Annotated in this window: 13 protein-coding genes; 2 read left to right on the forward strand and 11 right to left on the reverse strand. The window is 57.1% G+C overall.

The window, feature by feature from the left end:
- Positions 1-28: 28 nt before the first annotated feature.
- From VFA76_01205 to VFA76_01215, 3 genes are all read right to left on the reverse strand, one after another.
- Entirely contained in the window at positions 29-1957 is a 1929-nt protein-coding gene (locus tag VFA76_01205) for an ABC transporter ATP-binding protein (protein ID HZR30454.1), read from the reverse strand.
- A 97-nt stretch (positions 1958-2054) separates the two neighbouring features.
- Positions 2055-3302 (reverse strand): beta-ketoacyl-[acyl-carrier-protein] synthase family protein, encoded by a 1248-nt coding sequence (locus VFA76_01210; GenBank protein HZR30455.1) that lies wholly within the window; start codon positions 3300-3302, stop codon positions 2055-2057.
- A gap of 84 nt (positions 3303-3386) precedes the next feature.
- Positions 3387-3617: a hypothetical protein gene (locus VFA76_01215; protein HZR30456.1), complete on the reverse strand. Its 231-nt coding sequence runs from the start codon at positions 3615-3617 to the stop codon at positions 3387-3389.
- Between the two features lie 81 nt (positions 3618-3698).
- On the opposite strand from VFA76_01215, the gene hemW reads away from it, so the two are divergent.
- Together hemW and VFA76_01225 are read left to right on the forward strand one after the other, a co-directional pair.
- Positions 3699-4895 carry a radical SAM family heme chaperone HemW gene (gene hemW, locus VFA76_01220; GenBank protein HZR30457.1) on the forward strand — a complete coding sequence of 399 codons (1197 nt, stop codon included), beginning with the start codon at positions 3699-3701 and terminating at the stop codon, positions 4893-4895.
- Between the two features lie 72 nt (positions 4896-4967).
- Positions 4968-7106: a thioredoxin domain-containing protein gene (locus tag VFA76_01225; protein ID HZR30458.1), complete on the forward strand. Its 2139-nt coding sequence runs from the start codon at positions 4968-4970 to the stop codon at positions 7104-7106.
- Between the two features lie 512 nt (positions 7107-7618).
- On the opposite strand, the gene VFA76_01230 is transcribed toward VFA76_01225, so the two are convergent.
- The 8 genes from VFA76_01230 to VFA76_01265 all read right to left on the reverse strand — a co-directional run bounded on the left by VFA76_01230 (position 7619) and on the right by VFA76_01265 (position 14234).
- Positions 7619-8560, reverse strand: a complete 942-nt coding sequence (locus tag VFA76_01230) for a hypothetical protein (GenBank protein ID HZR30459.1) — start codon at positions 8558-8560, stop codon at positions 7619-7621.
- A gap of 246 nt (positions 8561-8806) precedes the next feature.
- Positions 8807-9241, reverse strand: coding sequence for a CBS domain-containing protein (locus tag VFA76_01235; protein HZR30460.1), 435 nt, complete (start codon positions 9239-9241; stop codon positions 8807-8809).
- Between the two features lie 144 nt (positions 9242-9385).
- A complete protein-coding gene (locus tag VFA76_01240) occupies positions 9386-10825 on the reverse strand; it encodes a DUF58 domain-containing protein (protein HZR30461.1) in 1440 nt (479 codons plus the stop codon).
- A gap of 62 nt (positions 10826-10887) precedes the next feature.
- The gene (locus VFA76_01245) at positions 10888-11139 is read right to left on the reverse strand and encodes a PGPGW domain-containing protein (GenBank protein ID HZR30462.1); all 252 of its coding nucleotides are present in this window, start codon (positions 11137-11139) and stop codon (positions 10888-10890) included.
- A 13-nt stretch (positions 11140-11152) separates the two neighbouring features.
- A complete protein-coding gene (locus VFA76_01250; GenBank protein HZR30463.1) occupies positions 11153-11773 on the reverse strand; it encodes a DedA family protein in 621 nt (206 codons plus the stop codon).
- Positions 11774-11806: 33 nt separating this feature from the next.
- Complete coding sequence (locus VFA76_01255; GenBank protein HZR30464.1) at positions 11807-12733, reverse strand: alpha/beta fold hydrolase; 927 nt, start codon at positions 12731-12733, stop codon at positions 11807-11809.
- Positions 12733-13959, reverse strand: a complete 1227-nt coding sequence (locus tag VFA76_01260) for an aspartate aminotransferase family protein (GenBank protein ID HZR30465.1) — start codon at positions 13957-13959, stop codon at positions 12733-12735. Before VFA76_01260 ends, VFA76_01255 begins: the two co-directional genes overlap by 1 nt.
- 38 nt (positions 13960-13997) lie before the next feature.
- On the reverse strand, positions 13998-14234 hold the full coding sequence (locus VFA76_01265; protein HZR30466.1) for a hypothetical protein: 237 nt from the start codon (positions 14232-14234) through the stop codon (positions 13998-14000).
- Positions 14235-14366: the final 132 nt, after the last annotated feature.

The following is a 14366-nucleotide window of genomic DNA, read 5'->3' on the forward strand; positions in this document are numbered from 1 at the left end:
GGCTCCACGCGCAATTTTGTCGACGCACTCAATCATCGCCAGCGACGGGCGAACCTATGGCCGCAGAGGGAACTTCCTGGTCTTTGTATTGAAGCTGGTAGAGCTTCCAGTAGATGCCGCGTTGCGCCAGCAACTGCTGGTGGCTGCCTATTTCGCGCAGCCGTCCTTTGTGCATGACGATGATTTTCTGCGCGCGCTGCACCGTCGAAAGTCGGTGGGCAATGATGATGGAGGTGCGCCCCTCGACCATGCGGGTCAGGGCTTCGCGAACCCGAAACTCGGTTTCGGTGTCCACGCTGGAAGTGGCTTCGTCGAGGATGAGGATCTTAGGATCGTGGGCCAGGGCGCGGGCGAATGAAATCAACTGTTTTTGTCCGGTCGAAAGAGTGCTGCCGCGCTCGCGTACCGGCTCCTTGAACCCCTCGGGCAAGGCGCGAATAAAGTCGGCAACGTTGACGTCTTCCGCGGCGCGCTCTACCGCTTCATCTTGTATCCAGGAAGAGCCCAGCCGGATGTTGTCCTGGACCGTGCCACTGAAGAGGAACGGGTCCTGCAGCACCACGCCACAACGCCGCCGCAGGTCGTCGAGATTCATCTGGCGAATGTCCACACCGTCTATTCGTATTGCGCCCTGCTGAACGTCATAGAAACGCAAGAGAAGAGAAATGATGGTTGTCTTGCCGGCGCCGGTATGGCCAACGATGGCCACGGTCTCTCCTGGATCTATGGTGAAGCTGACGTCGCGGAGGACCCAGTCGGGTTCGCCGTGCGTGATTCCGGCATCGCTCGGCGGCAGTGCGGTGTTGTTGAGTCCGTCGTTGGCCGCCGGAACATTGCGATAGGCGAACCACACGTGATCGAACTCGATGCGGCCCGGGCCAGCGGGGGTGCGTGCCACCGCGGGCGAGGTGATTTGTGCTGGCGTGTCTACGAGTTTGAAAATGCGTTCGCTCGACGCCATCGCCGACTGCAGAATGTTGTATTTTTCGCTCATGTCCTGGATGGGACGAAAGAAGCGCTGAGCATACTGAATGAAAGCGGTGAGCACGCCAAGGCTGGCCACCGCCCGAACCTGGCGGCCCCCGAACCAGATCACGCAGGCAATCGCGATCGAGGACAGGACTTCCACCACAGGGTAATAAACGGCGTAAGCCATGATGGCATCTTTGAAAGCCTCCATATGGCTGGCGTTGATCTTCTCAAACTTCTCGTAGGCGGGCTTCTCGCGGTTGAACAACTGGAGCACGGTCATGCCGCTGATGTGCTCCTGGAGGTAGGAGTTGATGCGAGCGATGGCGGTGCGGATGCGACGGTAGGAATCGCGCACCTTCTGCCGGAACACGAGCGTGGCCAGGAAGATGAGCGGCAGCACGGCAAAAGTTATCAGGGCCAGCTTCCAATCCATCCCCATCATGACCGCCACAATTGCGACCAGCACAATGACGTCTTCAAAAATCGAAACCACACCGGCGGTGAACATCTCGTTCAGAGCGTCCACATCGGTGGTGACACGAGTGACCAGCCGGCCAACCGGATTCCGGTCAAAAAAGCCAATGTGCATCTGCTGCAGGTGGCGAAAGATCTGACTGCGCAGGTCGAACATCACTTTCTGGCCGGTCCACTGCATGTAATAGGTCTGCGCGTATTCCATGAAGAAACTCACCAGCAATAGCCCGAGATAAAGCCCGGCTATCTGGTTGATCCCCGCAATCGCGTTGGCGCTTAAGTGAGAACCCAACCATGAATGCTTGGGAGGGGTAGGAGGCGCGAGGTACTTATCAACCGCGACCTTGGTGAGGTAGGGGCCGAGCACGTCGGCCCCGGCTTTGATCATGATGGCGACCAACGCGATCGCCACCTGCACCTTGTAGGGACGCAGATAGGTAAGCAGCCGCCTCATCAGGCGGCTGTCATAGGCTTTTCCTAATACCTCTTCGTCGTGGATGTTGTCGGCCATCAGCTAGGTTGGGGTTCTCCAAGCCTACCCTAAATAGACGATTTTGGCAGTGCCGGGGATTTAAAAGAAGAGGGTGCGGTGACTAGATGGAGATGATTCAGAGCTTTCTTAACACCAGGGCCGAATTCTTCGATCCGAAAGCTACACAGTTGCAGATGGCGTGCTCGATGGCGGCAACCCGTCCGACATCAGGCACATAGTCGAGATCGCAGCACGGGTCAGGCTGATCGAGATTAATGGTGGGTGGAATGCGGGAGTGCTCCATGGCGACAAGGGTTGCGGCCAGGCCGGCCGCGCCACAAGCGCCCTGTGCATGCCCGATCTGCGACTTCAATGCGGACATGGGCACTTTGGCGGCACGGCTTCCCAGAGCCATCTTCAGCGCGCGGGTTTCTACGCGATCGTTGAGCTGGGTGGAGGTGCCGTGAAGGTTCACGTAGTGCACGTCTTCCGGAGTAATGCGCGCTTCCTCCATCGCCAACTCGACGGCATGCGCCGGCTCCTCGGCATTTTCATCCATGCGCACGCGATGGAAAGCGTCACAGGTGGAACCATATCCGGCGACTTCGGCATACATTCTGGCACCGCGGCCGCGGGCGTGGTCATAATCCTCGAGCACGAACATCCAGGCGCCCTCAGAGAGCACAAATCCGTCGCGATCAGCCGAGAACGGGCGGGAGGCGCGCTCGGGAGCGTGATTCCACGACGAGGTCAACGCACGCAACATGGTGTAACCCTTGATGATGCCGGGAGCGATAGGGGCGTCCACTCCGCCCACCAGGATGGTGGAATGCACGCCTGCCTGAATGTGCCGCACCGCGTAGCCGAGAGCGTCGGTGGACGAGGTGCAGCCGGTGGTGACCACGTGGCTCATCCCGCGAAAGCCAAAGCGCATGCTCACTTCGCTGGATTGAGTTCCCATGGTGCCGCTGGGAATGCAAAACACGCTCACCTGCTTGACGTGACCGCTGTGCCAGAGCCGGTACTGCTCTTCAGAGAACTCCTGCGCGCCGCCACCTGAGCCCAACACCACACCTATCTCGCGTTCTTCCTCAAGCGACAGGTGCTCGTAATCAATGGCGGCGTCGTGCAGCGCTTCTGTGGATGCGGCGAGCGCGAGAGGAATGATGCGGGAGACGTGCTTGCGCTCGCGCTGGTCAACCCAGGCGAGCTCGTCGAAATCCTTCACTTCACCGGCGATCTTCACCGGCAGGTTGCTGGCATCGAAGCGTGTGATCCGGCTGACGCCGCTCTTGCCTGCCAGTATCGCCCGGCAAAAGGCTTCCCGCCCAATGCCATTTGGACTGACAACCCCCATACCTGTGATGACGACGCGTGTTGACATGATCTCCTATTGAGATGTCATGGGCGCGCTGAGGTTACGCTTGGCGGCACGAAATTCCGTCAAGAGCAGGCAGGGGCCCGGGTGCTAGGGTCTGGCGGAACGTCGCCCGACTCCCCCCGCGATCATCAAACCAATTCCACCCGCGATGAGCAGCGCGCTAACGGCTGGTGAAACCCGTTCATTGTGTTGCGTCTGGACTCCCAGATTTACGTCCCCAGCCTTAATACCGTGAGTTTCGCGGTGAGGGATGCCAACAAAAAACGAGGCGATTCCCAGAGCTAAAACAATCACACCTACCCATCTCAACATTGGCACAGTTGGCTCCTTCTTGCTCTTACGGAGGCGCGCTGAGGACGGATGCATCGCCAGCGGCCCTCTGCAATAATCAGTATCGCGATGCCGGTTGGATTGTACATCTCTATCCCGTTTTGCCAAACCAAGTGCAGCTACTGCAACTTCGCCTCGGGTGTGTTTTCGCGCTCGCTCTACTCACAATATGTGGACCGGTTAGTAGAAGAATTGCGCCGGGCGCCGAAAACCGCTGAGCGCATGGGCGGACGTTTCGATCGCGAGGTGGATGCGATTTACCTGGGCGGAGGCACACCGACGATCTTGCCGCCAGAGCAGTTGGAAGGGCTGTTCAGAGCGGTACGGGAAAGTTTTGCGGTGACGGCAGGCGCGGAAATCACAGTGGAGTGCGCGCCCGGAACTCTGGATCCGCCCATGTTGCAGACGCTGCTTCGTTGCGGCGTGACCCGCGTCAGCCTGGGTGTGCAATCGATGGTGGACACGGAGGCGGCGGCCGTGGGACGGCGGCACACGCGAGCCGTAGTTCTAGACGACATTGAGCGGCTGCGCTCGGCTGGGATTGAGAATATAAATGTGGACCTGATCGCCGGTTTGCCCCACCAAACCGAGCAGAGCTGGGGTGTCTCTCTCTCGGAAACGATCACCAGTGGTGTCCCACACGTGAGTGTGTACATGTTGGAGGTGGATGAGGATTCACGTTTGGGACGGGAGTTAATGGCAGGTGGCACGCGATATCACGCGCACTTTGTTCCCGATGAAGATGCGACCGCGGATTTCTATGTTGAAGCCTGTCGGCGGCTCGAGGCGGGGGGCGTCTCACAATACGAGATCTCTAACTTTGCGCGAGCGGACGCTGATTCACGGCACAACTTGAAATACTGGACGCGAGAGCCATATTTCGGTTTCGGCGTGGACGCTCATTCTATGCTGCGCGCTGCGGATGGCCAGTTCGAAGCGGTGCGCTTTTCGGCGCCGGATTCGCTCGAAGGATTTCTTTCTGGCGCTCCGCTGAACCAAATGCCGGTTTCACGGCAGAGTGCGAAGGAAGAGACATTCTTCCTGGGGTTGCGGCTGAATCAAGGCGTTGATTTGGACGAGGTAGCTCTGGGTTTTGGTTTGGATTCGGACCTGGAAGAAATCATTGCACAGCTCTGTGCGGATGAATTCATGGAACGCCTAGGGAATCGTATCCGGCTGACTGAGCGCGGGCGGCTGATGTCGAATGAAGTGTTTGAGCGGTTCCTTGCCGAAAGTGAGATGCCGGCGCGAGATGGCGGCGCTTAGCACGCATCACCGGCTTGCCTGGCCTACTACTCCGAATCACGTGGTCCCTTCCCCGCGATACACTGAAGGCTTATGACTACCGAGACGATGAACTCCCTGGCGCAGGCTTCCTCGGCGTACTTGCGTTCGGCTATGCACCAGCCCATACGCTGGCATGAATGGGGAGGGGAGGCATTTGCCGCGGCGAAAAGAGATAACAAACCTATTCTGCTGGACATCGGCGCCGTGTGGTGTCACTGGTGCCATGTGATGGACCGCGAATCGTACGATGATCCCGAGGTCGCGCGAATCGTGAATGAGAATTTCATCGCGGTGAAGGTGGACCGCGACGAGCGACCTGACGTGGATAGCCGCTACCAGGCGGCGGTATCCGCGATCAGCGGGCAAGGGGGCTGGCCGCTCACCGCATTTCTCACGCCCGATGGCAAGCCGTTCTACGGTGGCACTTACTTTCCTCCTGACGACCACTGGGGCCGCCCAGGATTCAAGCGCGTACTGCTGTCCATCGCGCAAGCATTTCATGAAAAACAGGCAGATGTCGCTGAGCAGGCGCGCATGGTTAGCGCCATGCTCGGACAGGCAGAGACTTTTGCAGAACATCCAGGGAAATTTTCCCCGGCGATCGTGGACGCCATTGTGGCATCTGCCTTGAAAATGTTCGATGGGCAGCATGGAGGCTTCGGCAGCGCTCCCAAATTTCCCCATCCCGCGATCCTCGACTTGCTGATCGAACGCTATTCTCGAACTGGAGATGATCGGCTCAAGGATGTGTTTGTCACCACTTTACGGAAGATGGCGCAGGGCGGCGTCTATGACCAACTGGCGGGTGGATTTCATCGCTACTCCGTGGACGAACGCTGGGTAGTACCTCACTTCGAGAAAATGTCTTATGACAACTCAGAGCTGCTAAAGAACTACGTGCACGCGGCGCAGGTGACAGGTGACAGCTTTTTCGCCGAAGTTGCTCGTGACATTGTCCGCTGGACGGATGAATGGCTGAGTGATCGCGAACACGCCGGCTTTTACGCATCTCAGGACGCCGATTTTTCCATGGACGACGATGGAGATTACTTCACCTGGACGCGAGAAGAAGCCCAAGCGGTTCTCGGCGATGAAGAGTTCCAAGTGGCCGCCCTGCATTACGACATCAACGAAGTGGGCGAGATGCACCACAATGCGGCGAAGAATGTGCTTTATGTCCGAGCGCCCATCGAGGAAATTGCCGTACGCACCGGCATGCAACCGGAGCGAGTTCGGGCGCTCCTGGCATCGGCCAAGGAAAGGCTTTATGCGGCCAGACTAAAACGCCCTACGCCCTATCTGGACAAAACGGTTTACGTGAGCTGGAATGCGCTCTTCATCTCCGCCTACCTGGAATCATCCCGAGTGCTAGGCCTGGATGACGCCCGACATTTTGGGCTGCGCTCGCTGGACCGCATTCTCTCCGAGGCGTGGAATCCGGAGCACGGGCTCAATCACGTGATCGCCTATTCCGATCCCTCGGCGAAGCAGCGCAACGTCTCCGGGCTGCTAGATGATTATGCATTTACTGCGCTGGCCTGTTTGGATGCATACGAAGCCACATCAGACCTCAGCTACTTCAACTTCGCGCGCCGCATCACCGACGCCATGATCGAACGTTTCTACGATCCAGTGGGCAGCGGGTTCTTTGACACTGCACAGATGTCGCGTGGGGAAGAGGACCGGCTGGGAGTGCTCGACGCCCGCAGGAAACCTTTTCAGGATTCGCCTACTCCGGCGGGGAACTCCGCCGCAGCAATTGCTCTGGTACGAATGCATGGCTACACCAACGATCAGTCCTATCGAGAGAAGGCCGAGCTGACGATGAACCTGTTCGCGGGGGTGGCGGAGCAATATGGGATCTTCGGCGGAACCTATGGAATTGCGGGCGTGTATATGTCACAACCGCACGCTCAGGTGATTGTCATCGGGGATGACGAGCGCGCAGATGAGCTCTATAAGGCCGCGATCGCGCCATTCGCATTTAACAAGCAGGTGATCCGGTTGAAGCCGAACGAAGTCACCCCACAAAATCTTCCGCCCGCACTGGCGGAAACAATTCCCAATCTGCCTGGAATCAAAAAAGGAAATTCAGTGGCGGTGATCTGCGCGGACTTTTCGTGTCGTCCACCTATCTCGCACCCAGCCGAGTTAGCTCAGCAACTTAGTCATTGGGAGCAAAATAACTAAGGCCGCCAGCAACCCGACTGGCAGCCAACTTAGTCCCTCAGCGATCGAGGGTTACGGAAAGGATTACTTCGGTGATCTAGCGAAACTCCTGTCCAATATTAGATCCTGCTGTAACTAGCAGAACCTATGATTGGGTGAGCAGGGTATCGGATTGCCGTCTGCCATTGCTGGGGCAGTCACTGAAACGTACGCGCCCAACAAGGTCAACAAGAGCAGAGCAAGTCTAAAGGCACGCTTCATTGAGTCTCCTTTCCCTGTGCGCAGGAACGCACAGGGGAAGGATTATACAACTGGTATGCAAGTACTTATCGCGTAGAAGCCCGCGCCAACGCCGCTCCGCAAATAACAAAACTCTGACTTATCAATGTTGTTAGTAGTTTACACTTATAGAATTAACGTTTTACTTTAAGCGTTATTTCTTGTTACAAAAAACGGAATTTTCATGCGGTGAGAGTAGTTCCGACCGCAGAACAAGCATACCGGAATAACTGCGTCTCTTCAGGATTTCGCGGTTATGCTTTGCGGTGCAAAGGCGCTAAGGCTTGGGAGACAAATCTTCCAGCCCGCTTCGGTGTGGATAAGTCGAGCAATCTGGCAGGAGTTTCGACCGGAGGATGCGGCTGATGATTCTCAGTGGCCGGAGTGTTGTTCTCGCTGCGCGAGAGAGCTCGGTCAACCATAGCGTCAAACATGGGTAGCAGCGATTCAGCCGGCACAGGGTGAGTAAGTTCGCTTAAGCTCATGTCCCAGCGTTGCGATCTCAGCATGTCCTCGGCTTTGCGCATTGCCAAAACCGGCTTGAATAGATAGACACCCCAGATGGCCAGGGCAACATCGTACGCCGCCATGGCGACCATGTTCATTGCCGAACCGCGAATCAGGGTCGCCTGATGCATACCGAGGGCCGCCAATTCTAATCCCGCGAAAGCACCAAAGCCCAATGCAATTCCGAAGCTGGGATGACGACGAGAAATTCCCAGGTACCGGGAAAACATGATCAGAAACAGCACCAGGCCGCATTGCATCACGCGTATGCTGCGTTGCATGCTAAGTAGAGCGGTGGCTGCCAGACCGGGACCGTTATCCAGTCCGCTTAGGGCGGCAACCGCCGCGATCAAGAGCACCAACATTCCGACCCACCAAAACAATAATGCGGAAAAATCGCGCAGTGCATGAAACGGCCGCAGCACGTCCGTAAACACTTCATGGATGACGCGGAATCCAAACCCGACGCTGATCACGATCCCGATCCAATAGAAATAGTAATAATAGAAATTATTTGTGCGGGTGGCGAACAGAGTTACAAACACCATCACTTCAGCCACCAAGTAAACAAAAAATATGGGATAGCGCTTCAGCAGTTTGCGCTTGAGGATGAGGAGTGCAAGCGCCGCCTCCAGCACTGGGTGGGAGACCCAGAGGGGATAGAACACGTTATCGAGCAACATACTCATAACTGTTTTCTCTGCCCTGACGCCCTTCCAGCGCCGCTTTACATGGATCTAGTATTTCGCTTCTGTAAGTTATCACTGCCACTCGTAGGTTCAATGTACCCCGGTAACCAAAGGAGCTCTCAGAGGTAACTCAGTGATCTTACGGGGCAAAAGAAATTGAAAGCTAAAGGGGCGTGCTTCTGCGACTTAGCGCGTACCGCGGGAACTAGGGCTAGGTGGTTACCTAACCGCTGCCGATGTCCGGGCTCAAATTTGCGGGGCGGAATGGATATAGGCGCGCATCATTTTAACTTCGTCATCTTTGTCGGTAAGGTCGCGCAGCAAAATGTCCCGCAATGACACCATGCCCTTCAAACTGCTGCCGTCGCAGATAGGCAAGTGGCGGAAACCGTGATTGCGCATCAGCATCAGGCAGTTCTCCAACTCTTCAGCCGGGTTGACGGACAATGGATTTGCGGTCATCACCTCACCTACTTTGGTGGTCTCAGGACTACGCCCTGCGACAACTACCCGCTTCATGAGGTCGCGCTCGGAAAAGATACCGGCCAGCCTTCCCTCGTCTAATACGGGAACGGCGCCTATATTGTGGTCCACCATCTGCTGTGCTACTTCCATTACGCTCTGGTTGACGTCCGCACAGAAAATCTCCTGTTCCTTCACCAATTCAAGAATACTGCACACAAGCCACCTCGCCGGCGAACCCGGTCTCTTCAGAAGGGCTACAACCGGGCCGAGTATATGCCTAATCCAGAATTCAGAGAAGGCAAAAGCGGAGCGCAAGTTGCCCGAAGGCAGGCTTCGAGCCGGGCTGTAATTCAAACGGGGTCACGGCCGGTCCTGGATAAACAGGAAATAGGAGCGGGCCCACAGAGCGGTGGGGATGCTTCCCCGCGCGCGGCTGGTGAGGATGAGATTGTAGTCATCGGTCATTTGCAGACTGTCAACCACGGAACCCCCTGCTCTTGGCTGAATGGATGCCAGGTAGGTCAGGAAGCGGTACGTATCAGGAGCGCCATCGTAACCAGGCGCAACAAAAGACAGGTCTGCGCCACTCCCGGCGAAGTGCCACGCCAGCGACGCCGTCAACGCGACGGCGCGCTCGTAGGAATGCTCCGAGACGGTTCCCGGCGCCGGATTGTCGAATATGATGCGCAGCTTGCGCTCGTCCTCGCGAGTGAATTCACGCACCAGCAGCGACCCGGCTTTTGCGCTTGCCTTCCAATCCACGTGGCGGGCGGAATCATCCGGAGCATATTGGCGTATCCGGTACAGGTCGTGGCCGCGCCCGCTGATGAAGGACTCGAACTCCCCGGTTATCAGCGGGAGGATCTCAAAAAACTCATCCGTGGGCTCAACTGGCGGAAACACGACGATCCGTTGAGGAAGTTTTAGGCGCCGCGTCTTGGTCAGAAAGGAAAACGGAAAGCGGGTGGCCAGTCCGAACGTGTCCTGCAGGTAAAGTCCACGGCTCGCGAACACCAGTTGTACGTTGGCATTGACGGGGCTATGAGCGGGAATATACGGAAAATAAACTGGGCCCTCAAAGATGCGCGGCTGGTCAGGCGTTTCGTTCACCCGGCGGAGGACGCGATCGGGAAGCCTTATCCACTGCTGCTGCGGCGGCCGGTCCGCCGGAAATGCAAAAACGCCGGGTTCCCACCGCCACTGCTGGGTTGGTCTTTTCTTTGCCTTCGGAGGCACCACGCTCACCGAAAATGCCGGCAAGAACCGGCGGCCGTTCCGCACCACCATGCGGGCGAGCGCCGAACGTCCCGCGAAGATGTGTTCGGGCAGTCGGACATCCAATTCCAACCCGTTAAGTACCACTGCCGAAGCCACGCCGGAGATCAAAATCGCCGAGAGCATCGCGGAAACAATTACGAAGAGCAGATTGTTGCCGGTATTAAGCGCAGCCACCAGCAACACCAACGTCAGGGCGAGGTAGACAAGACCGGTACGTGTGACTTCGTACTCAAAAGCCCGGCGCACCCGTTCAAGCGCAACTCGCCTCGCAAGGTACGGAACCGTGGCCAGGCCAACTCCCCCAGCGAGCAACAACGAAACCGATGCCAGCACAGCCGTGGCCAGGACCTCGCCTGACTGGCGCGCCAGGGTGGAGAATATGGCCGCGGCGAATGCGAGGACCAGGCCGAAAATCGCTAATAGAAATCTTACCCAGACTTCAGGCAGCCCAAGCCATAATTTGGCGAGTGGTGACGAGTTCGAGCGCTGGCTCGAGAGAATACGCGGTGCAGTATTCGCCATCTAGTTCTTTGGGCGAGCGTAGCATCAGCGGCCACGAGGATCAACGTGTCTTTGGCCCGTCACTAGAACCAGCGTGCCAAATACTCTTTGGCGCGGGCGGTGCCCTCGTCGGCATATTTGCCGATTTTGGGAAAGCGAGTGCGCAATTTGGTCAACAGGCGATTCGCCCATGCATATTCCGTGGAGAGGATGACCAGACCGATAACGATGAACAGTATCCCCTGAAGAACCGGGAGAAACAGTCCCACGATTCCGATCAGAATGAAGGCCCAGCCCACGATTAAAAGCGCTACCTGCTTGAATCTGGTCTTCATAAGTAATGCGGAACTATCGGCCTGAGTTCTGCTGCGGGCTTCGCCGGCTGCGCAACCACAGGAAAATCATCGCCATAACCACCGCGGCTGCGATGACGAGATCTGCTCTCTTCAATATCTGGATGAGGGCGTCCCAGTGGCCCCCAAATACATAGCCCAAACTGGCGACTACCGTGACCCAGAGTGTGGCGCCTAGAAAATTGAAAAGTACAAACTTCCGCCAGGGCATTTCGAGGACGCCCGCCAAGGGACCGGCAAGGATGCGCATACCAAAAACAAATCGAGCGAAAAATACCGTGAATGTGCCATACCGCTGGAACAAGCGCTCTGCTTTCGCAAAATGCGCTTCAGAAACGTGGAAGAAGCGCCGGTGGCGCTCGAGCAAACGACGGCCACCGCGATGTCCGATGATGTAACCGAGATTGTCTCCCAAGGTTGCCGCGACGATTCCTACCAGGATTACGTAGGGCAGGCGCAAATTGTGCTCAGAAAAAGCAAGAAAGCCGGCCAAAAGAAGGACCGTCTCTCCAGGAACGGGGACGCCGGCGTTCTCCAGCAGCAACATCACTGCCACCGTGAGGTAGCCGTGTTGGTTGAAGTGCTGCCGGAGGATTGCTAAAAGGTGTTCTCCCATGCTTATTCCAGAACTGCATCTCGCAACAGCTTCTCATAGTTGCCGCGGCTTACTGTCTAATGTCTCGGTGCCGCTCTTGTTGACCACAAAATCAATCAAGGCGCGATTGAAATCGTGCGGCATTTCTTCATATGGTAAGTGACCCGCACCGTGCAGCATTATGAGATTACAATTTTCGAACTGCTCCCTGAGGCGGGACGCCGAACTGGGAAGAACGGCGCGGTCGGCCGAACCCCAGATCAGTAAGGTGGGGATGGATGCAATCTTTGGTAGAAGGAATTGCAATTCCTTCAGGTCTTTGCGCCAGGTACGCACCACCGACAGGGGATATTCGATTGCACCGGGAATTTCGAAGGGGGCGGAGTAGCCTTCCAACGTTCCCGGCGGGATGCGGCTAGTGTCCCCATACAATCGCTGGAGAACCCGTCCATAGGCGAATTGGCTGTGCGGAGCTACTGCGCGGACTAGCGACGCGCCAGTCGCGGTCCCCAGAACTCGCGTAATCCACCGCCCGTGTGACGACCAGGGATTCACTGGCGCGACCAGTGTTAGTCTCCCAACCTTTACACGATCTTGTTGGGCGCAGATGGCGGCAAGCATCATGGCAATCGCGCCTCCGTGGGAAGTACCGACTACACCACAGGCAGTAATTCGTAATGCCTCAAGGAACTGGAGCACCCGCAATGCGGTTGCGCGCAGGGAGCAATCGAGTCCCGGCGGGCGATCTGAAAAACCCGCACCCAGCAAGTCGGGAGCGTAGACAGTCCTGTGCTTCGCCAAGACAGGTAAATTAAAACGCCAGGAGAATGAGTACCCCAGAAGTCCGTGGATAAAGAGAAGCGCGGGACCAGTTCCGCCACACAGGTAGCGGATGTGCGAACCTTGAAGGTCCAGACCGAGTTCCTCTATGCCTTCCGGAAGGTTGAGCCCGGTATGCGAGTGGCCCGCGGGTGATGACATCAATTTCCGCGGGCAGCTGCGGCCTTTGCTGACTTGGCTTTGCCCAGGAGTTTGCGCAAGACGCGAATGCCGCGGTCTACATGCTTTTCCTGCAGCAGGAAAGAGGGCAGAAAACGCAACACCGTATCCTGGGTGCTATTGAAGACAACACTTTCCGCGAGCGCCTGTTCTACGATCGGCCTGGTAGGAACGTCCAATTCAATCGCCTGGATGAAGCCTCGACCGCGCACTTCCTTGATCATCTTGAACCGGTCTTTGAGTGCGGCGAGGTTTTGCTGAAGGTAATTTCCCACCCTGGTAACCTGGTCGAGCAGATGTTCTTCTTCGAGAACCGAGAAATACTCGAGCGCCACCCGGCAGGCGAGTGGACCACCGCCAAACGTGGTTCCGTGCTGCCCGGTAGGGATTGCGCCGGCAAGCTCTTCTCGCACAATAAATGCGCCTAGCGGTAGCCCGGCGGCAATGGGCTTGGCGACAAGGACGACGTCCGGCACCACTGGCGTCTGCTGAAAAGCAAATGTGCTACCGGTCCTTCCGAGGCCGCACTGAATCTCGTCGAAAATAAGTACGGCGCGGCTTCGGTCGGCCGCCGCCCGAGCGGCTTGCAGAAATTCCGGCGAGCACTCACGGATGCCACCTTCTCCTTGAATCGGCTCAAGGACAATGGCACAGGTGTCGGCATCGACCGCCCGATCCAGCGCAGCGGCGTCGTTCAACCGCACAAAGCTCACGCCGGGCAGCAGAGGCTCGAAAGGACCGCGATATTTCTCTTGACCGGTGAGTGAGAGCGCCCCAAAGGTGCGCCCGTGGAATGACCCATCCAGTGCAACGACCTTGCTTTTTTGGTCGCCGCCCCGACTGTGCCCCGCGGCACGCGCCAGTTTGAGTGCACCCTCCATCGCTTCCGTGCCGCTGTTTGCGAAGAATACCCGGTTCAGTCCGGAGAGTTGGCAAAGCTTTTCTGCGAGTCGGCCCTGAAATTCGTTGTAATAAAGATTAGAAACGTGAATCACACGCGCGGCCTGCTCGCGAATGACTTTTACAATTCTGGGATGAGCGTGGCCGAGTGCGTTGACCCCAAGGCCTCCGACAAAATCCAGGTAGCGCCGGCCATCCATGTCATAGACAAAGACACCTTTGCCACGTGCGATCGCCAGAGGATAACGGCTGTAAGTCGCCAGGAGATATCGGCGCTCAAGGTTGGCAATTTCTTCGAGAGTCGGCATAGGGTTGCAATTACCGGAGACTACGAAATTCGCAATCGCTAATCTTCTTCCACCCAACGACAATTAACTTCGCCGGCGCGCATCTCACGGAAGATCTTTTCTGCGATTCCATCCAACTCCGCCAAAGGGTGCTGCTCGCCCTCGTAGTAAACAGCGGGTGGGTTGGCAAAAGGCTCGGCCCAAACCTCGTAGGCGCCTCCTCCGGTTGAAATTTCGAGGTAGTCGCCCTCACGCAGTCGCTTCTTCAGTTCGTCAAGATTCAGGTCGGACGGCACGGGCGCCTCGCTTGATGGTTTACTGGTCGATTGTGATCCGCGGGACAATTCTAAACAGGGTTCGTTGAAACCGTCTACCCGCCAGCCACAATGGCGTAAATGGCGGGTGAAACGTCCTTCCAAGGACGCAAG

It is taken from the genome of Terriglobales bacterium (genome assembly GCA_035651655.1).
Taxonomy (GTDB): Bacteria; Acidobacteriota; Terriglobia; order Terriglobales; family Acidobacteriaceae; genus DASRFG01.